The organism is Actinomadura rayongensis (assembly GCF_009831215.1).
Lineage (GTDB): Bacteria > Actinomycetota > Actinomycetes > Streptosporangiales > Streptosporangiaceae > Spirillospora > Spirillospora rayongensis.
In genome coordinates, this window is sequence record NZ_WUTW01000001.1 from 627,063 (window position 1) to 650,178 (window position 23,116).

A 23,116-nucleotide genomic window follows, 5' to 3' on the forward strand; every position below is an offset into this window, starting at 1 on the left:
CGACCGTCTCACCGGCACCGGCGGGCGTGCGGGCCGAGGCGGGTCTCGATGCCGTCGAGGATGCAGTCCAGGCCGTAGTCGAAGCGCCAGGCCATGTCGTCCTTGCGCCGCCCCTCCCGCACCCAGCGCTCGAACGCGGGATAACGGCCGGTGCTCATGTGCCAGGACATCTCGTCGGCGTACGCGTCGCGCATCTCGTCCATCGACTCCCACCCCTCGCGCCGCATCATGTCGAGGACGGTGAGGTCCCGCGACGTTGCGCCCATCGTGTAGTCCATGACCGAGTCGACGACGGCCATCGAGGTGTCGGCGTCGAGGCCGAGGCCGTCGAGCGCGGTCAGGGCCTGCTCGAAGCACGCCAGCCGGTTCGGCGCGAGCCCGGTGAGGATCATCGTCACGACCTTCCCCAGCCAGGGATGGGCGAGCATGACCTCCCGGGTGTGGTAGGCGGTCGCGCGCAGGACGTCCCGCCAGTCCGCGTCGGCGTCCGGCGTCGCGGGCCCGCCCTCCAGGGCGGCGTTGAACATCAGCTCGAGGATCTCCTCCTTGCTGGCCACGTAGCGGTACAGGCCCATCGGGGCCAGGTTCATCCGCCGCGCGAGCCGGCGGATCGACATGCTCTCCAGGCCCTCGGTGTCGGCGATCTCGATCGCCGCCGCGGCGATCGACGCGTGGGTCAGCACGACCCGGGGCTCGGGGGCGGGCTGTTCCATCCGCTCCCAGATCGAGGCGCGCCGTTCGTCCGTGTTCACCGAGCTGCCCTCATTTCACATTGACGGATACGGTGTACACACAGGGATACTGTGTATCTGAGGATGAACAGCGTACGCGCGCCCGGGGAGAGGGTGGGGACGCCGTGGACCGGAAGTCGGTCGCAGATCTGGGGATGGCCGCCCTCGTGGTCGCCGTCGTCGCGCTGGAAGTGGCGTCCTCCGTGCACCCCGCCGGCGCCTCCGCCTACGTCATGGGCGCCGCCCTCGCCCTGCCGACGCTCGGCTGGCGGCGCTGGCCGCGCGCGTGCCTGATCAGCGCGTTCGCGCTGATCGTCGCCTACTACACGGTGAACGCCGCGGGCATCCCGCCGAGCCTGGTCTTCGCCGTCCCGCTCTACGGCGTCGTCCTGACGGGACGGCGGGCCTGGGCGAGCGCGGTGGTCGGCTGCTTCTACCTGCTGGCCATCGTCGACCCCGGTGGACGGCAGGACGACCTGTCCCTGCTCGCCCGGATCCGCGGCACGCTGCCCGAACTCGCGCTCGTCGGCGCGACGATCCTCGTGGCGGAGATGGTGCGCAGGTACCGCGTCCAGGAGCGGCCGAACCGGGCGGCGGCCGGACACGACCGGGACGAGGCCGAGGACGTCGTCGCGGAACGGCTGCGGATCGCGCGGGAACTGCACGACGCGCTGTCCCACAGCATCGCGACGATCAGCGTGCAGGCGGGCAGCGCCCTGTACGCGCTCGGCGAGCGCCGGTCCGAGGTCGTCCACTCCGCGCTGACCGCGATCCGCGAGACGAGCAAGGACACGATGCAGGAACTGCGGACGACGCTGAGCGGGCTGCGCGAGGGGGACGGCGGCGAGGACCGCGACCGGGCCGGCCTCGCGCGGCTGCCGGCCCTGTTGGACGCCGTGCGGGCCGCCGGGCTCCCCGTCGAGGTGGAGGTGTCGGGCCCGCCGTTGCGGCTCGATCCGACCGTCGACCACTGCGCGTACCGGATCCTCCAGGAGTCGCTGACCAACGTCCTGCGGCACGCGGGACCGCAGGCCAGCGCGCGCATCCGGATCTGCTACGACCTGGCGCGCCTCGCGATCGAGGTGACCGACGACGGGGCCGAGGTCCCGGCCGGGCTCGGCGAGGGCAAGGGCCTCGGGCTCGCCGGGATGCGGGAGCGGGCGGAGGCGGTCGGCGGCGCCTGCACGGCGGGCCCCCGGCCGGGCGGGGGCTTCGAGGTGCGCGCCCTGCTGCCGACGGGAGCGGCCCGGTGACCGGCCCGATCCGCGTGGCGATCGCCGACGACCACCCGCTCGTCCGCGCGGGCTTCCGGATCCCGCTGGACTCGGCGCCCGACATCGAGGTCGTCGGCGAGGCGGGCAACGGCGGGGAGGCGGTCGCGCTGGCCCGCAGGACGACGCCGGACGTCGTCCTCATGGACGTCCAGATGCCCGACGTGGACGGCCTCACCGCCACCGGGCGGATCCTCGCCGACCCGCTGCTCGGCGGGACGAAGGTCGTCATGCTGACCGCGTACGCCGACGACGCGAGCGTCCTGCGGGCGCTGCGGGCCGGGGCGAGCGGATTCCTGCTGAAGGACGTCGACCCGGCCGAACTGCTCCGCTCGATCCGCGCCGTCCACGGCGGGGAGGCGCTGCTGGCGCCGTCCGTCACGCGGACGGTGATCGACGCGTTCGTGGCCGCCCACGCCGGACCCGGCGCGCCCGCCGCGCCGCCGCCCGCGCCGGAGCCGCGGCACGTGCTGATCGCGACGCTGACCGCGCGCGAGCGCGAGGTGGTGCGGCTCGTCGGGATCGGGCTGTCCAACGAGGAGATCGCCGACCGGCTGGTGCTCAGCCCGGCGACGGTGAAGACGTACGTCAGCAGGATCATGACGAAGCTCGCCGTGCCCGGACGGGCGCAGCTCGTCGTCGTGGCGTACGAGAGCGGCGTGGTCGTTCCCGGCCGCGGTTGACCGTCTACCGGCGGGATGTCCCCCCGGGTTGTGGTCCGGGCCGGCAAGTGTCCTCCGTGGGGGACTGACGCGGCGGCGGGATCCGCGCAGGATCGTACGAAGACGTCGGCGCGATGCGAGGAGACCCATGACCACGCCCCTGCCCGGTGGTGTCCTCGCCACCGTCGGGTCGTTCTGCTACCGGCGCAGGCGGACGGTCCTGCTGGCGTGGATCGTCGGCGCGCTGGCCATCGCCGTGCTCGGCTTCGGGTTCGGGGCGGCGTCCGACGACGACTTCAGCGGCGGGCACACCGACTCCGCGCTCGCCGGCGACCTGGCGAAGAAGTACTTCCCGCAGGACGGCGACTCGCTCACGCTGGCGATCCGCGCCGACCGGGGCGTGACCGACGCCGGGACCCGCGCCAAGATCGACGGCCTGGCGGCCAAGGTCGCGGCAGACCCGCAGGTCCGGTCGGTGCTGCCGCCGACGCGCGCGCCGCAGCAGGTCTCCGCCGACGGCCGCACCGCGTTCGCCCGCGTCACGCTGAAGGAGTCGGGGTCCGACGTCGCCAAGGCCGACGTCCTGCGCCTGGTCGACACCGTGCGGAACGCCTCGGGCGGCGGGGTCGAGTTCGCGCTCGACGGCCAGGCCGTCCTCACCGCCGAGACGCCGAGCGGCGGCTCCTCCGAGGGCATCGGGCTGCTCGCCGCCGTCGTCATCCTGCTGATCTCGTTCGGCTCGCTGGTGGCGATGGGGCTGCCGATCCTGACGGCGCTGTTCGGGATCATCCCGGGGCTCGCGCTGATCGGCATCGTCGGGTACGTCTTCCCGGCCCCGACGTTCAGCCCGCTCGTCGCCGGGCTGATCGGGCTCGGCGTCGGCATCGACTACGCGCTGTTCATCGTCACCCGGTACCGGGAGGGTCTGGAGCACGGGGACTCGCCGCACGACGCGACGGTGACGGCGATCGCGACGGCGGGCCGCTCGGTGCTGTTCGCCGGGACGACCGTCGTCGTCGCGCTGCTCGGGCTCCTCGTCATGAACCAGCGGCTGCTCAGCTCCACCGCCGTCGCCGCGTCGGTGACGGTGTTCATGACGATGGCCGCGGCCGTCACCCTGCTGCCCGCCCTGTTCGGCTTCACCCGGGAGCGGATCAACCGGCTGCGGCTGCCGTTGCTCGGGCGCACCCGGACCGCGAGCCCGCTCGCCGAGCGGTGGGCGGGGGTCGTCCAGAAGCGCGCGGGGCTCGCCGTCGTGGCCGCGAGCGTCGTGCTGCTCGTCCTGTCGGTCCCCGCGCTGTCGATGCGGCTCAGCTTCGAGGACTCCAGCAACCTGCCGAAGGGCACGAGCGGGCACACCGCCCACCAGATCCTCGCCCGGGGCTTCGGGCCCGGATACGACGCGCCGCTGTTCGTGTTCGCCGAACTTCCGCCCGGGGGCGCGGACCTCCAGCCGCTCGTGACGGCCGTCCGGGGCACCCCGGGCATCGCGTCGGTGACGCCGGTGACCTACAGCGGCGACCGGCGCGGCGCCCAGTTCGTCGCGTACCCGACGACCGCGCACGAGGACGCCGCGACGCCGAAGCTCGTGAACAAGCTCCGGCACGACGTCTTCCCGCGCGAGCTGAAGGGCACGGGCGTCGTCGCCCACCTCGGCGGCCCGAACGCCTGGACGATCGACTTCGCCCACCAGGTCGGCGTGCGGATGCCGTGGCTCATCGCCGTGGTCATCGTGCTGTCGCTGATCCTGCTCGTCGTGCTCGTCCGGTCCCTCGTGATCTCGGTGTCGGCGGCCGTGATGACGCTGCTGTCGGCCGGCGCGGCCTACGGCGTGCTGACGGCCGTCGCGCAGTGGGGCTGGCTGTCGGCGCCGCTCGGCTTCCAGTCGTCGATGCCCATCACCGCCTGGGTGCCGCTGCTCATGTTCCCGATCCTGTTCGGGCTCTCGACCGACTACGAGGTGTTCCTCGTCGGGCGGATGCGGGAGGAGTACGAGGCGTCGGGCGACACGCGCGAGGCCGTCCGGCGGGGCCTGGCCCGGACGGCGCGGGTGATCACGGCGGCGGCGGCCATCATGGTCGTGGTGTTCCTGACCGTCCTGCTGGGCGCGGACGCCGCCGTCAAGCAGTTCGGCCTCGGGCTCGCGGTCGCCGTGCTCATCGACGCGACCGTCATTCGGCTCGTTCTCGTCCCGGCGCTCATGGAACTGCTCGGCGACCGGAACTGGTGGCTGCCCGAAGCGCTGGGGAGAATACTGCCCAAGGTCGCGCACGAGCCCGGCCGCACGGCGCTTCCCGAATCCGTCGACGCAAACTGAGTTAGTTTCGGATCTGCCGCGCCACCGGCTTAGCGGAAGCTTAGAGAATCTCTCCTTGAATTAGCCTCAAAATGACAAGAAGATCGGCATTGACCGTCATTCTTCGGCCTCTGGGACTAACTCAATCAGGAGGGTCTCGTGCGCACCGTTCTGGTCGCCAACCGTGGTGAGATCGCCGTCCGGATCGTCCGCGCCTGCCGGGACGCGGGGCTCGCCAGCGTCGCGGTGTACGCCGATCCGGACCGCGACGCCCCGCACGTCAGGCTCGCCGACCAGGCGTACGCCCTGGACGGCGCCACGGCGGCGGAAACCTACCTCGACATGGCCAAGCTGCTCGCGATCGCGGCCCGCGCCGGCGCGGACGCCGTCCACCCCGGCTGCGGCTTCCTCGCCGAGAACGCCGAGTTCGCGGCGGCCGTCCGGGCGGCGGGCCTGACCTGGATCGGTCCGCCGCCCGAGGCCATCCGGGCGCTCGGCGACAAGGTCGCGGCCCGGCGCATCGCGCGGAGCGTGGGCGCGCCGCTCGTCGCGGGCACCGCCGAGCCGGTCGCCGGGCCGGACGAGGTGCGCGCGTTCGCCGTCGAGCACGGGCTGCCCGTGGTCGTGAAGGCGGCGGCGGGCGGCGGGGGCCGGGGCCTGAAGGTCATCCGCACGCTCGCGGAGATCCCCGAGCTGCTGGAGTCGGCGACGCGCGAGGCGACCGCCGCCTTCGGCTCCGGGGACTGCTTCGTGGAGCGCTACCTGGACCGGCCCCGGCACGTCGAGACGCAGTGCCTCGCCGACGCGCACGGCGCCGTCGTCGTCGTGTCGACCCGCGACTGCTCGTTGCAGCGGCGGCACCAGAAACTCGTCGAGGAGGCGCCCGCGCCCTTTCTGACGCCCGACCAGCGGCGGCGGCTTTCGGACGCCTCGAAGAAGATTCTCCGGGCGGCGGGCTATGTCGGGGCCGGAACCTGCGAGTTCCTGGTCGGGCAGGACGGCGCGATCTCCTTTCTGGAAGTGAACACCCGCCTCCAGGTGGAGCATCCGGTGACCGAGGAGATCACCGGGATCGACCTCGTCCAGGAGATGTTCCGGATCGCCGAGGGCGAGCCGATCGGCTACGACGACCCGCCGGCCCGGGGGCACTCGATCGAGTTCCGGATCAACGCCGAGGACCCCGGCCGGGGCTTCCTGCCCGCCGCCGGGACGCTGCGGACGTGGTCGCCGCCGACCGGGCCGGGCGTCCGGCTCGACGCGGGGTACGAGCAGGGGCAGACGGTGCCGCAGGCGTTCGACTCGCTGGTCGCCAAGCTGATCGTCACCGGGCCGGACCGGCGGCGGGCGGTGCTGCGGGCGCGCCGCGCGCTCGCCGAGTTCGTCGTCGAGGGCCTGCCGACGCCGCTGCCGTTCTTCACGGCCGTGCTCACCGATCCCGCCTTCGTCCCGGACGACCCGGACGAGCCGTTCGCCGTCCACACCCGGTGGATCGAGGAGGAGTTCACCGGGGTCCTGCCCGTCCACGAGGGCGCGGCGGCGGCGGACGAGCCCGCGCGCGAGCGGATCACCGTGGAGGTGGCGGGCCGGCGCGTGGAGGTCGTCCTGCCCGCCGAGATCGGCGCGGGCGCGGCGCAGGCCCGGGCCCGGGCCGGTGCGCGGCGTCCGTCGGCCGCCCGCCGCGACGCGGGGGCCGCGGCGGGCGACGCGCTGGTCAGCCCGATGCAGGGGACGATCGTGAAGATCGCGGCGCCGAACGGCACGACCGTCCGGCAGGGCGACACGGTCGTGGTCCTGGAGGCGATGAAGATGGAGCAGCCGCTCGTCGCCCACAAGGACGGTACTGTGGCGGGCCTGTCCGTCGAACTCGGGCAGACGGTGTCCAGCGGGACGGTCATCTGCGCCCTCGGCGCGCCGTCCGATCCCGCTGCGCGCGCGGCCTGAGAAAGGCGGACGGCGCCGCCGGAATCGTCCCGGCCCACGGGGCGAACGACGCCCATGAATAGCGCACGGACCCGGACTTCCGTCACACCTCCATTTTTCGGGGTCCGGGCCGTGCCGTCCCGGGGCGGCGGGCGGCGCGGCACGGTGGGAAATCCCTACCGATGAGTTCCGTATGCATCGTGCAGACAACCGGGCGCGTCCGGGTGACAGCCTGGAATCCGGCTTTCTCGGAGCGTCGCGGACATGGGTGCGCCGATTCGGTCACAGCACTCTCTGCCTCGCGCAAAGTCCCTGGTCAGGACGTTCGTGGCCGCATTCTTGCCTAAGACGAATAATTTGCCGTCGACCGTCCTGCTGCGGCTAACGTCGGTCGTGGGACTCCAGCGCAGCCGGTGCCGCCGCCCACGACGGTATCCGACGATTTTCGTAGATGATGTTTCATGTTCGATCTGCGCGATCAATTGATCCGGCTTCGCATCCGGCCCGAATGTGACATGAGTCACTGGGTTGAATTGTGTCCGATTGAGGTCGGAACATGGACGCGGACAACGCGCTGGACTAGTGTAAAAAGTGCGGAAGACGTCGACCTTATGGCGATCTAAAGTCCAATTAAAGTCGGCGGGTGAAGGGCGGTTTCCGGCATCCGGCAGGCCGCTTCGGGGCCGCGCCATGGGTTTGCCTTGAGTATTCGATGCGGCGGCGCCCCCTTTGGCGGACGCCGGCGCACCGTGGGTTTCGTACGGGGAGAAACATGCGTGTACTGCTCGTAGACGACGACTCTGACTACCGCGACGAACTGATCCGGGGGCTGGCCGACCAGGGGATGGAGAGCATGGCCGTCGACCGGGGGCGGGAGGCCCTGGACCATTGCGACGCGGTGGACGTGGTCCTCCTCGACCTGAACCTGCCGGACGTGGACGGCTTCGAGGTGTGCCGGCTGATCCGTACGAACTCCAGCGTCCCCGTCATCATCGTGAGCGGGCGCACCGACGAGTTCGACCGCGTGCTGAGCCTGCGGATGGGCGCCGACGACTACGTGGTGAAGCCGTGCTACCTGCGCGAGCTGGCGGCCCGGATCGACGCGGTCGTCCGGCGGGCGAAGAACTCCTGGAACCCGCTCGGCCGCAACGCCATGGTCAAGGACCTCGGCGAGCTCCAGCTCGACTTCCGGCGCCGGCGGGTCACGGTCAACGGGGCCGAGGTGACGCTCACCCGCAAGGAGTTCGACCTGCTGGCGCTGCTCGCCTCCGAGCCCGGCCGGACGTTCACCCGGGACCAGATCATGCGGGAGGTCTGGGGCTACGACAGCATCGGCGACACCCGGACGCTCGGCGTCCACATGGTGGGCCTGCGCCGGAAGCTGGGCGTCCCGGACAAGATCGAGACTGTACGCGGAGTCGGTTTCCGTCTCCTGGAGTCGTCATGTGGTTCCGTGCCTATCTGACGCACCTCGTCCTCGCCGCCCTCGCGGTGGCCCTCTGCCTGTTCGAGCCGAGCGGACGGTGGCCGTGGCTCGACGGGCTCGCCGGGGTGGCGGCCGTGGCCGTCCTGGCGGTCCCGCTCACGCTGTGGGGGCTGCGGCCCGGGCAGCGGCTGCTCGAAGCGATCATGCACCTCGACCCGGCCGAGGTGGAGCGCCTCGCCGCGCACCGCGGGCCGGCCGGGCTGCGCCGGCTCATCGACTGCCTGGTGGAGCTGGCCGGCGCGCGGCAGGCGAACGCGTTCTTCCTCGCCGACGTCGCCCACCAGCTCCGGACCGATCTCCAGCTCCTGCGGATCCGGCTGGACCGGCTGGGCGTGCACGTCTCCGAATACGGCGTGGAATGCTACGAACGCGCGCTCGCGGACATCGACCGGCTGCACAGGACGCTCACCGAGCAGCTCGAATTCGCGCAACTCGTGGAGGGGCGCCCGCCGATGGAGCTGGACGCGGCGGAAATCGTCCGGGGCCGCGTGCGGGCGTGGAACGATGCGGCCGAGATGCGCGGGCTGACGATCAGCTCCCGGACGAGCGGAGAATGCCGGATCTTCACGCGCAACGGCGTGCTCGAACAGATCCTGGACATCCTGCTCGACAACTCGCTGAAGCACTCGCCGCGGGCCGGCGTGGTGCGCGTGGAAATCCTCCCGTCCGGCGGCCACACGGTCGTCCGGGTCCTGGACGAGGGCCCGAGCATGACGCCGGAGGAGCGGGAGCAGGCGACGATCCGCCGCTGGCGCGGCCACGGGGAGTCCGGTGAGGGCCGGGGACTCGGCCTCGCCATCGCCAACATGCTCATGGTCTCCAACGGCGGCACCCTGACGCTGGACGCCGGGCCGGGCGGCCGGGGCGTGGACGCCCGCTGCCGGTTCCCGTCCGCGCCCGCCGCGCCGGACTAGGAACTTCTAATCCTCTTCGCAGCAACTTAGTGATTCTTGTCTTGTCCTTCAGCGGGCGCCGAAGAATCATTTGAGTACCGTCCCATGAATTGTCTCCGCCGGGACGTTTCGCCAGCGAGGAGGAAACGTGGACGCGGAAGTCGCCATCGTCGGCGCCGGGCCGACCGGAATGATGCTCGCCGGGGAACTGCGGCTCGCCGGAGCCGAAGTGATCGTTCTCGAGAAGTTGCCGCAGCGGACCGGGGAGTCGCGCGGTCTCGGCTTCACGGCCCGCACGATGGAAGTGTTCGACCAGCGCGGCCTGCTGCCGCGGTTCGGCGAAATCGAATTCAGCGACCTCGGCCATTTCGGCGGCATCCCGGTCGACTTCGGGCTGCTCGACGGGGCGCACCAGGCGGCCAAGACCGTCCCGCAGTCCCACACCGAGGCGGTGCTGGAGGAGTGGGCCGTCGACCTCGGCGCCGACATCCGCCGCGGCCACGAGTTCGCGTCCTACACCGAGACCGCCGACGGCGTGACCGTCGAGGCGGTGGGCCCCGACGGCCCGTACACGCTGACCGCCGCCTACCTCGTCGGCTCCGACGGCGGACGCAGCCGGGTCCGCAAGGCGGCCGGGTTCGACTTCCCCGGCACCCCGGCGACGATGGAGATGTTCCTCGCCGACGTCCGGGGACTCGACCTGCGGCCCCGGATGATCGGGGAGACCGTCCCGGGCGGCATGGTGATGTCGGGGAACCTGCCGGACGGCATCACCCGGCTCATCGTCTGCGAGCGCGGCGCCCCGCCGCAGCGCCGCACCGCGCCCCCGGAGTACGACGAGATCGTCGCCGCGTGGAAGCGGCTCACCGGCGACGACATCTCGCACGGCGAGCCGGTCTGGCTCAGCTCGTTCGGCGACGCGACCCGGCTCGTCACCGAGTACCGGCGGGGCCGCGTGCTGCTCGCCGGGGACGCCGCGCACGTCCATCTGCCCGCCGGCGGCCAGGGCATGAACACCGGCATCCAGGACGCGGTGAACCTCGGCTGGAAGCTCGCCGCCGTCGCGGGCGGCCGGATGCCCGAGGCGCTGCTGGACACCTACCACGTCGAGCGGCACGCGGTCGGCGAGCAGCTGATGATCAACACGCGGGCGCAGGGCCTGCTGTTCCTCAGCGGCCCGGAGATGCAGCCGCTGCGCGCGGTGATGGCCGACCTGGTCGGGTACGACGTCGTGGCGCGGCATCTCGCCGGGATGGTCAGCGGCCTCCAGATCCGGTACGACGTCGGCGGCGGCACCAACGCGCTGCTCGGCGCGCGGATGCCGAAACGGGAGCTGACGGGCGACCGGCTCGTCGCCGACACGACCCAGGCGCTGCGCGGCGGCCGGGGCGTGCTGTTCGACCTCGCCGACAACGCCGTCCTGCGCCGCCGGGCGGCGGGCTGGTCGGACCGGGTGGACATCGTGACCGCGACCGCGGCGGGGCTCGGCGGCAACCGCGCGGTGCTGGTGCGGCCGGACGGGCACGTCGCGTGGGCCGCGCCCGGCAGCCACGACGACCTCCCGACGGCGCTGCGCCGCTGGTTCGGAGAGGCGCGGTAGTGCCCGCCGGACACGACGAGACGCAGGTCGTCGTCGTGGGGGCGGGACCGGTCGGCCTCATGCTCGCGGGCGAGCTGCGCCTCGGCGGCGCGGACGTCGTCGTGCTGGAGAGGCGCGCCGAGCCCGCCGCCGAGTCCCGCGCGTCGACGCTGCACGCCCGCACGATGGAGATCTTCGCGAGCCGGGGGCTGCTCGACGCCTTCGGGCCGCTGCCGAACGAGCCGATGGGGCACTTCGGCGGCATCCCACTGGATCTCACGCTGCCCGGCCCCTACCCCGGCCAGTGGAAGGCGCCGCAGACGCGGACGGAGGCCGTCCTCGCGGACTGGGCCGGCGCGCTCGGCGCCGACCTGCGCCGGGGCCACGAGCTGACCGGGCTCGCGCTGCACCCGGACCGTGTGGTGGCCGACGTGCGCGGCCCCGAAGGGAAGACCCGGGTCACCGGCCGGTACGTCGTCGCCTGCGACGGCGGGGACAGCACGGTGCGGCGGCTCACCGGCGTCGAGCCGGAGGGCGCGGCGGCGGGCCGGGAGCTGATCCGCGCGGACGTCGACGGCATCGACATCCCGGCCCGGCGCTTCCAGCGGCTGCCCCGGGGCCTCGCCATCGCGGGCCGCATCGGCGCGAAGATCACGCGGGTGATGGTCCACGAGTACGGTCGCGGCCCGTCCGGGTCCGCCGGGTTCGCCGACCTCGTGGAGGTCTGGCGGCGCGTCACCGGCGAGGACATCGGCCACGGCGAGCCGCTGTGGGTCAACGCGTTCGACGACGCCGCGCGGCAGGTGCCGTGCTACCGCGCCGGACGGGTGCTGTTCGCCGGGGACGCCGCGCACCAGCAGCTCCCGGTCGGCGGCCAGGCGCTGAACCTCGGCCTCCAGGACGCGGTGAACCTCGGCTGGAAGCTGGCGCTGCACGTCACCGGCGGCGCGGACGAGACGCTGCTCGACACCTACCACGCCGAGCGGCACGCGGTCGGCGCGGCCGTGCTCGGCGGCATCCGGGCGCAGGCGACGCTGCTGCTCGGCGACGGCCCGGGCGTGGAGGCCCTGCGGACGGTGTTCCGCGAGCTGGTCGTCCACGAGCCGGTGCGGCGGCGGCTGGCGGCGACGATCTGCGGGCTCGACGTCCGCTACGACGTCGGGCCCGCCGGCGGGCCGGCCGAACTCGGCGCCCGGCTCGCCCCCGAGCGGGGCGCCGTCCGCGCGGGCCGGGGCCTGCTGCTCGGCCGCGCCGTCCCGGCGTCCTACGCCGACCGGGTGGACGCCGTCCCGGACGCGGCGGGCCCGGCCGTCCTCGCGCGGCCGGACGGCCACGTCGTCTGGACGGAGGCGCTGGGCGAGCAGGCGTTGGCCGCCGCGCTCGGCGACTGGTTCGGAACCCCTTCGCACACCGGCGCGCCCGTTCCGGGCACCGCCGTGACGGACGCGCCCGCCCCGGGCGCCGCCCGCAAGGCCACAACGAGGAGGAGACACGGCATGGACGCGCTGGAGAACAAGACGGCGCTGGTCACCGGCGCGAGCCGGGGCATCGGCCGCGGCATCGCGCAGCGGCTCGCGCGCGACGGCGCGCTCGTCGCGGTCCACTACGCGACCGGACGCGACGACGCCGAGGAGACCGTGGCGGCGATCGAGGGCGAGGGCGGACGGGCCTTCACGGTGGCGGCCAGGCTCGGCGAGCCCGGGGACGTCCACCGGCTGTTCCTCGACCTCGAACGCGGGCTCAAGGAACGGACCGGATCGACCGAGCTGAACATTCTCGTGAACAACGCCGGGGTCATGGGCGGCGTGGCCCCCGAGGACATGACGACCGAGCGGTTCGACGAGCTGTTCGCGGTCAACGCGCGGGCGCCGTACTTCATCGTCCAGCGCGCCCTGACCAATCTCGTCGCGGGCGGCCGGATCGTCAACATCTCGTCCGGGCTCACCAGGTTCGCCAATCCCGACGAAATCGCGTACGCGATGACCAAGGGCGCCGTGGAGCAGCTCACGCTGCATTTCGCCAAGTATCTCGCGCCGCGCGGGATCACGATCAACAGCGTGGCGCCCGGAATCACGCGCAACGGGAATCCGGTGTTCGACGTGCCGGAGGCCGTCGAGCAGATGGCGCAGCTCTCGGCGTTCGGCCGGGTCGGCGAGCCGCAGGACATCGCGGACGTCGTCGCCTTCCTGGCCTCGGACGGCGCGCGCTGGGTCACCGGCGCGTTCATCGACGCGACCGGCGGGACGCTGCTCGGCTGAGCACCGGTTAACGCTTTCCTAGTGAAACTTCACCCGTGCCTAGCGGCCCCGGTGTTGACCATTCCGCAGGGGCCGAAGAAGAATTATGTCATCGTCCCCCGCAGTGTCTGGAGGATTCGTGTACAGCACTTTGATCGTGGCCCGGATGGCGGACGCGTCGAACGCGGACGTCGCCAAGATATTCGGTGACTTCGACGCCACCGAAATGCCGCACCTGATGGGCACGCGGCGGCGCGAGCTGTTCTTCTACCGGGGGCTCTACTTCCACCTTCAGGACTTCGACGCCCCGGACGGCGGCGACGCGATCGAAGAGGCGAAGACGGACCCGAGGTTCCAGCGGATCAGCACCGACCTCCGGCCGTTCATCGACCCCTACGACCCCAACTGGAAGACGCCGGCCGACGCGATGGCCACGCGGTTCTACCACTGGACGCCGTCCTCATGAGCGGTCACGAGTCCGGCGGACGCCGGGTGGTGATCACCGGGGTCGGCGTGGTCGCGCCGGGCGGCGTCGGGGCCAAGCAGTTCTGGAACCTGCTCAGCGAGGGCCGGACCGCGACGCGGGCGATCAGCTTCTTCGACGCCGCGCAGTTCCGCTCCCGGATCGCCGCCGAGATCGACTTCGAGCCCGAGGCGCACGGCCTCACCCCGCAGGAGATCCGCCGGATGGACCGGGCGGCGCAGCTCGCCGTCGTGAGCGCGCGGGAGGCGCTGGCCGACTCCGGCCTGGAGGCGGACGAGTTCGACCCGCTGCGCACCGGCGTGACCGTCGGCAGCGCGGTCGGCGCGACCACGTCGATGGAGCGCGAGTTCCGCGTGGTGAGCGACGGCGGACGGCTCGGCGTGCTCGACCACGCCTACGCCGTCCCGCACATCTACGACTACTTCGTGCCGAGCGCGTTCGCGGCCGAGGTGGCGTGGCTGGCCGGGGCGGAGGGGCCGGCGGCGGTCGTCTCCACCGGCTGCACGTCGGGGCTGGACGCCGTCGGCCACGCCTGCGAGCTGATCCGCGAGGGCTCGGCCGACGTGATGATCGCCGGCGCGGCGGACGCCCCGATCTCGCCGATCACGGTCGCGTGCTTCGACGCGATCAAGGCGACGTCGCCGCGCAACGACGACCCCGAGCACGCGTCCCGCCCGTTCGACGGGACCCGGGACGGCTTCGTCCTCGGCGAGGGCGCGGCGATCTTTGTGCTGGAGGAGCTGGAGGCGGCGCGGCTGCGCGGCGCCCACATCTACGCGGAGATCGCGGGCTACGCCTCGCGGTGCAACGCCTACCACATGACCGGGCTGCGCCCCGACGGCCGGGAGATGGCCGCGGCGATCCGGGCCGCGATGGACCAGGCCCGCGTCGACCCGTCCGACATCGACTACGTCAACGCGCACGGCTCGGGCACCAAGCAGAACGACCTGCACGAGACCACCGCGTTCAAGAGCACGCTCGGCGCGCACGCCTACCGGGTGCCGGTCAGCTCGATCAAGTCGATGGTCGGCCACTCGCTCGGGGCGATCGGCTCGATCGAGATCGCGGCGTCGGTGCTGGCGATGGAGAACGACGTCGTCCCGCCGACCGCGAACCTGCGCACCCCCGACCCGCGCTGCGACCTGGACTACGTGCCGCTGACGGCGCGGGACTGGCGCACCGACGCCGTCCTCACCGTCGGCAGCGGGTTCGGCGGCTTCCAGAGCGCGATGGTGCTCGCCGACCCCGGCCGGACGCGATGACGGCGGCGGCGGTCGTCACGGGCATCGGGGTGGTCGCCCCGAACGGGCTCGGCGCCGACGACTACTGGGACGCCACGACCCGCGGACGCGGCGGCCTGCGCGCGATCACCCGGTTCGACGCGTCCGCGTACCCGATCCGCGTCGCGGGGGAGATCCCCGGCTTCGCGGCGACCGAGCACCTGCCGAGCCGGCTGATCCCGCAGACCGACCGGATGACCCAGCTCGCCCTGGTCGCCGCCGAGCAGGCCCTCGCCGACTCCGGCGTGGACCCGGCCGCGCAGCCGGAGTTCGCGGTCGGCGCCGTCACGGCCAGCTCGTCCGGCGGCACCGAGTTCGGCCAGAACGAGCTGACCAAGCTGATGGTGCGGGGCGGGAACCACGTCAGCGCCTACCACTCGTTCGCCTGGTTCTACGCGGCGAACACCGGCCAGATCTCCATCCGGCACGGCCTGCGCGGGCCGAGCGGCGTCATCGTCGCCGACGAGGCGGGCGGCCTGGACGCGCTCGCCCAGGCGCGCCGCAACATCCGCCGGGGCGGCGCCGTCATGGTCACCGGAGGCGTGGACGCCTCGGTGTGGCCGTGGGGCCTCGTCTCGCAGTCCGCGCACGGGCTGACGAGCGGCGCCGACGACGTCGACCGCGCCTACCTGCCCTTCGACGCCCGGGCCGGCGGGTACGTGCCGGGCGAGGGCGGGGCGCTGCTCGTCGTGGAGCCGGCGGACGCCGCCCGGGCGCGCGGCGCGCGGGTGTACGGCGAACTCGCCGGGTACGCCGCGACCTTCGACCCGAAGCCGGGCACCGGCCGCGAGCCGGGGCTGCGGCGGGCGATCGAGCTGGCCCTCGCCGACGCGGCGCTGACCCCCGGCGACGTCGACGTCGTCTTCGCCGACGCCGCCGCCGACCTGGAGCTGGACGGCCGGGAGGCCGCGGCGATCAACGCGGTCTTCGGCCCCCGGGGCGTCCCGGTGACGGCCCCGAAGACGATGACCGGCCGGCTCCAGTGCGGGGCCGCGCCGCTCGACGTCGCGGCGGCGCTGCTCGCCATCCGGGACGGGCTGATCCCGCCCACCACCAACGTCTCGCCCGAGTCCCGCTACGAACTCGACCTGGTCGTGGCGCAGGCCCGGCCCGCCCGCGTCGGCGCGGCCCTGGTCCTGGCCCGGGGTCACCGCGGGTTCAACTCCGCGATGGTCGTCCGTGCCGTCGCGTAGCAATCAGGAGCACCCCATGGAGCAACAGGAGTTCACCCTCGCCGACCTGGCCCGGATCCTGCTGGACGCGGCCGGGGCGGTCGAGGGCGCCGCCTTCGACGAGGGGATCGTCGACGCCGAGCTGGAGCAGCTCGGCTACGACTCGCTGGCGATCCTCGAAACCGGCAGCCGGATCGAGCGGGAGTACGGCATCACGCTGGACGACGGCGTCCTCGTCGACGCCCGCACCCCGCGCGCCGTCATCGAGGTCGTCAACGCCCACCTCGCGGCCCGCGCGGCCTGACCGACCGAACACCCACCGAACACCCACCGAACGAACATCAAGGAGGGGACATGTCGCAAGGACACGCGCGGACGGCGCTGGTCACCGGCGGGACGAGCGGGATCGGCCGGGCCGTCGTCCAGACGCTCGCCGAGCAGGGGCACCGGGTGTTCTTCTGCGCGCGCGGCGCCGACGCGGTGGAGCTGACCGTCAAGGAGCTGCGGGACGAGAACCTGGACGTGGCGGGCACCACCTGCGACGTCCGGTCGCACGAGGAGATCACCGCGCTCGTCGCCGCCGCCGTCGAGCACTTCGGGCCCGTCGACGTGCTCGTCAACAACGCGGGGCGCAGCGGCGGCGGGATCACCGCCGACATCGACGACGACCTCTGGTTCGACGTCATCGCCACCAACCTGCACAGCGTGTTCCTGCTGACCCGCGAGGTGCTCAACGCGGGCGGGATGCGCGACCGCGCGTGGGGGCGGGTCATCAACATCGCCTCGACCGCGGGCAAGCAGGGCGTGGTGTACGGGGCGCCGTACTCGGCATCCAAGCACGGCGTCGTCGGGTTCACCAAGGCGCTCGGCAACGAGCTCGGGCCCACCGGCATCACCGTCAACGCGGTCTGCCCGGGGTACGTCGAGACGCCGATGGCGCAGGCCATCCGGGGCCGGTACGCCGCGTTCCACAAGACCACCGACCAGGCGATCCTGGAGAAGTTCACGGCCAAGATCCCGCTCGGCCGCTACTCGACCCCCGAGGAGGTGGCCGGGCTCGTCGGCTACCTCGCCTCCGACGCCGCCGCCCCCATCACCGCGCAGGCCATCAACGTCTGCGGCGGTCTCGGCAACTTCTGACCCCCGGGCCTCCGACAGCCAAGGAGCAGACATGACCGTTCGCGAGGTCGAGCACGAGATCACCGTGCTCGCGCCGCCCGCCGAGGTGTACCGCTTCATCGCCGAGGTGGAGAACTGGCCGCTCATCTTCCCGCCCACCGTCCACGTCGAGTACGCCGAGCGCGGCGAGCGCACCGAACGCATCCAGATCTGGGCGACCGTCAACGGGTCGGCGCGGAACTGGACGTCGCGCCGCGAGCTGGACCCGGGCGCGCTGCGCATCCGCTTCCGCGCGGAGGTCCCGGCGCCGCCGGTCGCCGCGATGGGCGGGACGTGGCTGCTGGAGCCGGCGGGCGACGGCGCGTGTCGCGTCCGCCTGCTGCACGACTACCGGGCGGTCGACGACGACCCCGACAACCTGGCCTGGATCGACGCGGCGGTGGACCGCAACTCCAAGTCCGAACTCGGCGCGCTGAAGGCGAACGTCGAGCTGGCGACCGGCGCGGCCGAGCTGCTGCTCGACTTCACGGACGAGCTGCGGATCGACGGCCGCGCCAAGGACGTGTACGACTTCATCGACCAGGCGGGGGAGTGGCGGGACCGGCTGCCCCACGTCAAGAGCGTCGACCTCGAAGAGGTCAGCCCGGGCCTGCAGATCCTGGCGATGGAGACCATCACCAAGGACGGCGGCAGCCACACCACGAAGTCGGTCCGGGTCTGCTTCCCCGACAGCTCGATCGTCTACAAGCAGATCGAGACCCCGGCGCTGATGACGCTGCACACCGGGCGGTGGACGTTCACCGAGGACGGCGACGGCACGCTCGCCACGTCCCGGCACACCGTCGTGATCAACCCGGACAACATCGAGCGGATCCTCGGCCCGGACGCGACGGTCGCGGACGCCAAGGACTTCGTCCGGGCCGCGCTCGGCGGCAACAGCCTCGCCACGCTCGGCCACGCCAAGCGGTACGCCGAGGCGCTGCGGTCATGAAGATCCTGTTCAGCTCGGCGGGCAGCCCGGCGACGGTCTTCGCCATCGCGCCCCTCGCGACGGCCGTCCGCAACGCAGGCCACGAGGTCTTCGTGTCGGCCAACGCGGACATGGTCCCGGCCATCACCGGCGTCGGACTGCCCGCGATCTCGGTGACGTCGCGTCCGCTCAAGGACTTCGTCACCAAGGACCGGGCGGGCGACCCCGTGCCCCGGCCGCAGGACCCGACCGAGGAACTGCAGTTCGTCGGCCGCTGGTTCGGGCGGCTGGCGGCCGAGAGCCTGGAGCCGCTGCGCGAGCTGTCCCGGCACTGGCGCCCGGACGTCGTGGTCGGCGGGTCGATGTCGTACGTCGCGGGCCTGCTCGCCGCGTCGCTCGGCGTCCCGTACGTGCGGCAGACGATCGACACGACCGAGACGACCGGGATCGACCCGGGCGCGGCGGCGGAGCTGGCGCCCGAGCTGGCCGACCTCGGCCTGTCCGGGCTGCCCGATCCGGACCTGCTCGTGGACATCTGCCCGCCGAGCCTGCGTCCGCCCGGCGCCCCGGCCGCCCGGCCGATGCGCTGGACGCCCGGCAACCGGCAGAGCCTGCTGGAGCCCTGGATGTACACGCGGGGCGAGCGCAAGCGCGTCTGCGTGACGATGGGCAGCCGCGTCCTGCTGACGCACAACGTCGACTTCCTCGCGGAACTGGCCGCCGCGGTCGGCGCGCTCGACGTGGAGGTCGTGGTGGCCGCGCCCGACCAGGCGGCCGAGCGGCTGCGCGACGTGACCGGCGTGCGCGCGGGCTGGGTGCCGCTGGACGTCGTCGCGCGGACCTGCGACCTGATCGTCCACCACGGCGGCGGCGTCACCAGCATGACCGCGATGCACGCCGGGGTGCCGCAGCTCATCCTGCCCGACTCCGCGTACTCCGCCGTGCCCGCGCGGCGGATCGCGGACCTCGGCGCGGGCCTGACCGTCCGACTCGGCGAGGACACCTCCGATGTCATCACCACGGCCTGCAAGGAGATCCTCTCCGACCCCGCCTTCGGGCGGAACGCCGCCGCGATCGCCGCGGAGATCGCCGCCCTCCCCGGCCCGGCGGCGGTGGCCGCCGAGATCGGGACGCTCGGCGCGGGCTGACCGGACGGGCCTGCTCGCGGTCCTGTCGGGCAACATGCTGCTCGACGCGCTGGAGGTCTCCTCGGCCGTCGTCGCGCTGCCCGCGATCGGCCGCGAGTTCGGCGTCCCGGTCACCGCGCTGCACCTGGTGATGACCGGGTTCGCGCTCGGCTTCGGCGGGCTGCTGCTGTTCGCCGGGCAGATCGTGAACCGGCTCGGGCGCCGTCCGGTCTACCTGGCCGCGCTCGTGGTCTTCGCCGGGGCGTCGCTGGCGGCGGGGTTCGCGGGGACGCTCGCGGTGCTCGTCGCGACCCGCGTGGTGAAGGGCTTCTGCGCCGCGCTGACCGCGCCCACGGGCCTCGCCATCATCGCCGCGGAGTTCCCGGAGGGCGGCGAGCGCACCCGGGCGCTGTCGGTCTACGCGTTGTTCGGCGCGAGCGGCTTCACCGTCGGCCTGCTGCTGTCGGGCGCGCTGACCGAACTGGACTGGCGGTGGATGTTCGCGGCCCCGGCTCCGGCGGCGCTCGTGCTCTGGGCGCTGGCGCGCCGCTACGTCCCGCCGGACGACGCCCCGCGCGGACGGCTCGACGCGGCGGGCGCGGCGACGCTGTTCACCGCGCTGCTGCTGGCCGTGGGCGCGCTGTCGGCCGCGCCCGCGGCCGGCTGGTCGGATCCGCTGCCGCTCGCCGGGTTGGCGTCGGCCGCAGTGCTCGCCGGGGTGTTCTGGCGGCGCGAGCGGTCGGCCGTCGACCCGCTCGTCCGGGCGGGGCTGCTCGCGCACGGGCCGCTCGTGCGCTCGGCGCTGGCGGCGGCGGCGCTGAACGGGGCGTACTGGGGGTTCCTCCTGCTGTGCGTCCTCGCGTCGCCGTGGCCGCCCTTCGCGACGGCCGCCGCGCTGCTGCCCGCGAGCGTTCCGCCGATGCTCGCCGCGCCGTTCTCGGCGCGGCTGCTGGAACGCCTCGGGACGGCGAACGCGATCGCCTGCGGAACTGCCGTCGCCCCGCTCGGATACGTCATTTATTGGCGCTGGGGAACGGAGCATTCCTATGTTTTCGGAATGTTGCCCGCGCTGGTCCTCGTGGGCCTGAGTTTCGTGCTCGCCTTCGCGGCCCTGCACGTCCAGGCGACCGGCGGCGTGGCGCCCGGCGACCAGCGGGCGGCGTCCGGGCTGTACCAGACGGCCGTCCAGGTCGGCGGCTGTCTCGTCCTCACCGGGACGGCCGTCCTCGCGGCGGGCGGACGGGACGCGGCGGCCCTGTTCGTCGTCGCGGTCGCGGTCGCCGGTTTTCTCGCCGCGACGGCCGGAACACGGTTTCCTCGTTCTCCCGCGAAGACGCCTTGACTTGAAGTCCGGTTCAACTTTTACGCTCCTGAGCAACCGTAATTCCCACGGAAAGAGCGGAGTGCAATGTCAGCGGATCGACTGCGCCTGGGCATCATCGTCGGCAGCATGCGCGACGGGCGGCTCGGGCCGACCGTCGCCCGGTGGATCGCCGCGGAGGCCGAGCGGGACGGCGAGTTCGACCTGGACGTCATCGACCTCCGGGAGGCGGACCTGCCCGTGGTGACCCCGGACTTCGGGGCCGACCCCGAGCCCGCGGTCGCGGCCCGGCGGGACGCGCTCGGGGAGCGGCTGGACGCGGCCGACGCCTTCGTCGTCGTCACGCCCGAGTACAACCACGGCGCCCCGGCCGGGCTGAAGAGCGCGATCGACTGGTTCCTCAAGGAGTGGCAGGCCAAGCCGGTCGCGTTCGTCTCCTACGGCGGGATCTCGGGCGGCCTGCGCGCCGTCGAGCACCTGCGCCAGGTGTTCGCCGAGGTCCACGCGACGACGATCCGGGAGACCGTCAGCTTCCACGACGCGTGGTCCCACTGGGACACGCAGGGCAACTGGCCGAAGGACCCCGAGCGCGCGAACGCCGCCGCGAAGGTGATGCTCGTCCAGCTCGCCTGGTGGGCGCGGGCGCTGAAGGACGCGAAGCAGAGTCAGCCCTATCCCGGCTGACCCGACCAGACCGACCGGCGAAAGAGGCACGAGACCACTCGTGCCTCTTTCGCATTTCCGGGTGAGAACGGGGAGGAGTTCATGTCCGTCACCGAGGAGACCCTCGCGCTTCCGGAGACCGAGCCCGCCGGGCCGGCGCCGCTGCGCGACCTCGTCGCCGAACTGGCCGCGCGCCGGGACGTGGCGTTCGCGGGACCGGGCGAGGCGGCGACGCGCGCGCAGCACGCCAAGGGCAAGCTGACCGCGCACGAGCGCATCGCGCTGCTGCTGGACGAGGGTTCGTTCACCGAGGTCGAGACGTTCCGCCGGCACCGCGCGGTCGGGTTCGGCCTGGAGGACCGGCGCCCGTACTCCGACGGCGTGGTCACCGGCTGGGGGACGGTCCACGGCCGTCCCGTGTTCGTGTACGCGCACGACTTCCGCGTCTTCGGCGGGGCGCTCGGCGAGGCCCACGCCCAGAAGATCCACAAGATCATGGACCTGGCGCTGGCGGCGGGCGCGCCGCTGGTCTCGCTGAACGACGGCGCCGGGGCGCGGATCCAGGAGGGCGTCACCGCGCTGGCCGGCTACGGGGGCATCTTCCAGCGCAACACCCGGGCCTCCGGGGTGATCCCGCAGATCAGCGTGATGCTCGGCCCCTGCGCCGGGGGCGCGGCCTACTCGCCCGCGCTGACCGACTTCGTGTTCATGGTCCGCGAGACGTCGCAGATGTTCATCACCGGGCCGGACGTGATCCGCGCGGTGACCGGCGAGGAGATCACGCAGAACGGGCTCGGCGGCGCGGACGTCCACGCCGAGACGTCCGGTGTCTGCCACTTCGCCTACGACGACGAGGAGACGTGCCTCGCCGAGGTCCGCTACCTGCTGTCGCTGCTGCCGCAGAACAACCGCGAGCTGCCGCCCGAGGCGCCCACGGCCGACGACCCGGACCGGACGGCGGAGGCGCTGCTCGACCTCGTCCCGACCGACACGACCCGTCCGTACGACGTGCGCGCCGTCATCGGGGAGCTGGTCGACGACGGCGAGTTCCTGGAGGTCCACGAGCGCTGGGCGACGAACCTCGTCTGCGCGCTCGCCCGGCTCGACGGGCGGGTCGTCGGCGTCGTGGCCAGCCAGCCGCTCGCGCTCGCCGGGGTGCTGGACATCGAGGCGTCCGAGAAGGGCGCCCGGTTCGTCCAGATGTGCGATGCGTTCAACATCCCGCTGGTCACGCTGCTGGACGTGCCGGGCTTCCTGCCCGGCGTGGACCAGGAGCACGGCGGGATCATCCGGCGCGGGGCCAAGCTCCTCTACGCCTACTGCAACGCGACCGTCCCGCGCGTCTCGGTGATCCTCCGCAAGGCCTACGGCGGGGCGTACATCGTCATGGACTCCCGTTCCGTCGGCGCGGACCTCGCCTACGCCTGGCCCACCAACGAGATCGCCGTCATGGGCGCCGAGGGCGCGGCGAACGTCATCTTCCGCCGGGAGATCGCCGCCGCCGCCGACCCCGAGGCGGTGCGGGCGGCGGCGATCGAGGAGTACCGCAGCACGCTGACGCACCCGTACCACGCCGCCGAGCGCGGGCTGGTCGACGACGTGATCGACCCGGCCGACACCCGCCGCGTCCTCGTCCGGGCGCTGCGGATGCTCGCCGCCAAGCACTCCGACCAGCCGGCGCGCAAGCACGGCAACCCGCCGCAGTGAGCGCCCCGGTCCTGCGCGTCGTGCGGGGCGCGCCCGACGCCGACGAACTCGCGGCGCTCGTCGCCGTGCTGCTGAGCCGCGCCCGCCGGGTCCCCCCGGTCGCCGCCGTCCCGCGCCGGCGGCGGCCGGACCGGGGCGTCTTCTGCCCGCCGACGAGCTGGCGCGCGTCCACCGAGCCGAACAGGAGCTGGTAGCGAT

20 protein-coding genes are annotated in these 23,116 nt (G+C 73.0%); 19 read left to right on the forward strand and 1 reads right to left on the reverse strand.

The genetic code is table 11. The annotated features are described in order from the left end of the window. Window positions 1–8 precede the first annotated feature (8 nt). Entirely contained in the window at window positions 9–752 is a 744-nt protein-coding gene (locus tag GQ466_RS03065; RefSeq protein WP_202419941.1) for a TetR/AcrR family transcriptional regulator C-terminal domain-containing protein, read from the reverse strand. 104 nt (window positions 753–856) lie between these two features. Here GQ466_RS03065 and GQ466_RS32595 point away from each other — a divergent pair, with 104 nt between their 5' ends. From GQ466_RS32595 to GQ466_RS03160, 19 genes are all read left to right on the forward strand, one after another. After that, window positions 857–1,984, forward strand: coding sequence for a histidine kinase (locus GQ466_RS32595; protein ID WP_161101223.1), 1,128 nt, complete (start codon window positions 857–859; stop codon window positions 1,982–1,984). Further along, a complete protein-coding gene (locus GQ466_RS03075) occupies window positions 1,981–2,685 on the forward strand; it encodes a response regulator transcription factor (RefSeq protein WP_337193296.1) in 705 nt (234 codons plus the stop codon). Before GQ466_RS32595 ends, GQ466_RS03075 begins: the two co-directional genes overlap by 4 nt. Window positions 2,686–2,812: 127 nt before the next feature. Further along, window positions 2,813–4,981, forward strand: coding sequence for an MMPL family transporter (locus GQ466_RS03080; protein ID WP_161101224.1), 2,169 nt, complete (start codon window positions 2,813–2,815; stop codon window positions 4,979–4,981). A 138-nt stretch (window positions 4,982–5,119) separates the two neighbouring features. Further along, entirely contained in the window at window positions 5,120–6,901 is a 1,782-nt protein-coding gene (locus tag GQ466_RS03085; RefSeq protein ID WP_161101225.1) for an ATP-binding protein, read from the forward strand. 751 nt (window positions 6,902–7,652) lie between these two features. After that, window positions 7,653–8,345 (forward strand): response regulator transcription factor, encoded by a 693-nt coding sequence (locus tag GQ466_RS03090; protein WP_161101226.1) that lies wholly within the window; start codon window positions 7,653–7,655, stop codon window positions 8,343–8,345. After that, on the forward strand, window positions 8,324–9,280 hold the full coding sequence (locus GQ466_RS03095) for a sensor histidine kinase (protein WP_161101227.1): 957 nt from the start codon (window positions 8,324–8,326) through the stop codon (window positions 9,278–9,280). Before GQ466_RS03090 ends, GQ466_RS03095 begins: the two co-directional genes overlap by 22 nt. A gap of 127 nt (window positions 9,281–9,407) precedes the next feature. Then, window positions 9,408–10,859, forward strand: coding sequence for an FAD-dependent monooxygenase (locus GQ466_RS03100; protein WP_161101228.1), 1,452 nt, complete (start codon window positions 9,408–9,410; stop codon window positions 10,857–10,859). Beyond that, a complete protein-coding gene (locus tag GQ466_RS31240) occupies window positions 10,859–13,096 on the forward strand; it encodes an SDR family oxidoreductase (RefSeq protein WP_337193297.1) in 2,238 nt (745 codons plus the stop codon). The genes GQ466_RS03100 and GQ466_RS31240 overlap by 1 nt, the downstream gene beginning before the upstream one ends. A gap of 118 nt (window positions 13,097–13,214) precedes the next feature. Further along, window positions 13,215–13,541 carry a TcmI family type II polyketide cyclase gene (locus tag GQ466_RS03110; protein WP_161101229.1) on the forward strand — a complete coding sequence of 109 codons (327 nt, stop codon included), beginning with the start codon at window positions 13,215–13,217 and terminating at the stop codon, window positions 13,539–13,541. Then, the gene (locus GQ466_RS03115) at window positions 13,538–14,821 is read left to right on the forward strand and encodes a beta-ketoacyl-[acyl-carrier-protein] synthase family protein (protein WP_161101230.1); all 1,284 of its coding nucleotides are present in this window, start codon (window positions 13,538–13,540) and stop codon (window positions 14,819–14,821) included. Before GQ466_RS03110 ends, GQ466_RS03115 begins: the two co-directional genes overlap by 4 nt. Then, the gene (locus GQ466_RS03120) at window positions 14,818–16,032 is read left to right on the forward strand and encodes a ketosynthase chain-length factor (RefSeq protein WP_161101231.1); all 1,215 of its coding nucleotides are present in this window, start codon (window positions 14,818–14,820) and stop codon (window positions 16,030–16,032) included. The genes GQ466_RS03115 and GQ466_RS03120 overlap by 4 nt, the downstream gene beginning before the upstream one ends. Before the next feature lie 16 nt (window positions 16,033–16,048). Continuing rightward, a complete protein-coding gene (locus GQ466_RS03125) occupies window positions 16,049–16,315 on the forward strand; it encodes an acyl carrier protein (protein WP_161101232.1) in 267 nt (88 codons plus the stop codon). 50 nt (window positions 16,316–16,365) lie between these two features. Further along, the gene (gene fabG / locus GQ466_RS03130; RefSeq protein WP_161101233.1) at window positions 16,366–17,151 is read left to right on the forward strand and encodes a 3-oxoacyl-ACP reductase FabG; all 786 of its coding nucleotides are present in this window, start codon (window positions 16,366–16,368) and stop codon (window positions 17,149–17,151) included. A 31-nt stretch (window positions 17,152–17,182) separates the two neighbouring features. Beyond that, window positions 17,183–18,121, forward strand: coding sequence for an aromatase/cyclase (locus GQ466_RS03135; RefSeq protein WP_161101234.1), 939 nt, complete (start codon window positions 17,183–17,185; stop codon window positions 18,119–18,121). Beyond that, window positions 18,118–19,248 carry a nucleotide disphospho-sugar-binding domain-containing protein gene (locus tag GQ466_RS03140; RefSeq protein ID WP_161101235.1) on the forward strand — a complete coding sequence of 377 codons (1,131 nt, stop codon included), beginning with the start codon at window positions 18,118–18,120 and terminating at the stop codon, window positions 19,246–19,248. Before GQ466_RS03135 ends, GQ466_RS03140 begins: the two co-directional genes overlap by 4 nt. Before the next feature lie 34 nt (window positions 19,249–19,282). Continuing rightward, window positions 19,283–20,569, forward strand: coding sequence for an MFS transporter (locus GQ466_RS03145; RefSeq protein ID WP_161101236.1), 1,287 nt, complete (start codon window positions 19,283–19,285; stop codon window positions 20,567–20,569). Window positions 20,570–20,635: 66 nt separating this feature from the next. Further along, complete coding sequence (locus GQ466_RS03150; RefSeq protein ID WP_161101237.1) at window positions 20,636–21,232, forward strand: NADPH-dependent FMN reductase; 597 nt, start codon at window positions 20,636–20,638, stop codon at window positions 21,230–21,232. Between the two features lie 81 nt (window positions 21,233–21,313). Continuing rightward, window positions 21,314–22,918: an acyl-CoA carboxylase subunit beta gene (locus tag GQ466_RS03155; RefSeq protein ID WP_161101238.1), complete on the forward strand. Its 1,605-nt coding sequence runs from the start codon at window positions 21,314–21,316 to the stop codon at window positions 22,916–22,918. After that, window positions 22,915–23,112: an acyl-CoA carboxylase epsilon subunit gene (locus GQ466_RS03160; protein ID WP_161101239.1), complete on the forward strand. Its 198-nt coding sequence runs from the start codon at window positions 22,915–22,917 to the stop codon at window positions 23,110–23,112. Before GQ466_RS03155 ends, GQ466_RS03160 begins: the two co-directional genes overlap by 4 nt. Window positions 23,113–23,116: the final 4 nt, after the last annotated feature.

What these genes read in the sequence shown, in the direction of transcription:
- GQ466_RS03145 (WP_161101236.1), top strand. Translation starts at nt 19,283, where the DNA reads ATGCTGCTCGACGCGCTGGAGGTCTCCTCGGCCGTCGTCGCGCTGCCC.
- GQ466_RS03095 (WP_161101227.1), top strand. Translation starts at nt 8,324, where the DNA reads ATGTGGTTCCGTGCCTATCTGACGCACCTCGTCCTCGCCGCCCTCGCG.
- GQ466_RS03155 (WP_161101238.1), top strand. Translation starts at nt 21,314, where the DNA reads ATGTCCGTCACCGAGGAGACCCTCGCGCTTCCGGAGACCGAGCCCGCC.
- GQ466_RS03090 (WP_161101226.1), top strand. Translation starts at nt 7,653, where the DNA reads ATGCGTGTACTGCTCGTAGACGACGACTCTGACTACCGCGACGAACTG.
- GQ466_RS03125 (WP_161101232.1), top strand. Translation starts at nt 16,049, where the DNA reads ATGGAGCAACAGGAGTTCACCCTCGCCGACCTGGCCCGGATCCTGCTG.
- GQ466_RS03120 (WP_161101231.1), top strand. Translation starts at nt 14,818, where the DNA reads ATGACGGCGGCGGCGGTCGTCACGGGCATCGGGGTGGTCGCCCCGAAC.
- GQ466_RS03150 (WP_161101237.1), top strand. Translation starts at nt 20,636, where the DNA reads ATGTCAGCGGATCGACTGCGCCTGGGCATCATCGTCGGCAGCATGCGC.
- GQ466_RS03135 (WP_161101234.1), top strand. Translation starts at nt 17,183, where the DNA reads ATGACCGTTCGCGAGGTCGAGCACGAGATCACCGTGCTCGCGCCGCCC.
- GQ466_RS03080 (WP_161101224.1), top strand. Translation starts at nt 2,813, where the DNA reads ATGACCACGCCCCTGCCCGGTGGTGTCCTCGCCACCGTCGGGTCGTTC.
- GQ466_RS03140 (WP_161101235.1), top strand. Translation starts at nt 18,118, where the DNA reads ATGAAGATCCTGTTCAGCTCGGCGGGCAGCCCGGCGACGGTCTTCGCC.
- fabG (WP_161101233.1), top strand. Translation starts at nt 16,366, where the DNA reads ATGTCGCAAGGACACGCGCGGACGGCGCTGGTCACCGGCGGGACGAGC.
- GQ466_RS03115 (WP_161101230.1), top strand. Translation starts at nt 13,538, where the DNA reads ATGAGCGGTCACGAGTCCGGCGGACGCCGGGTGGTGATCACCGGGGTC.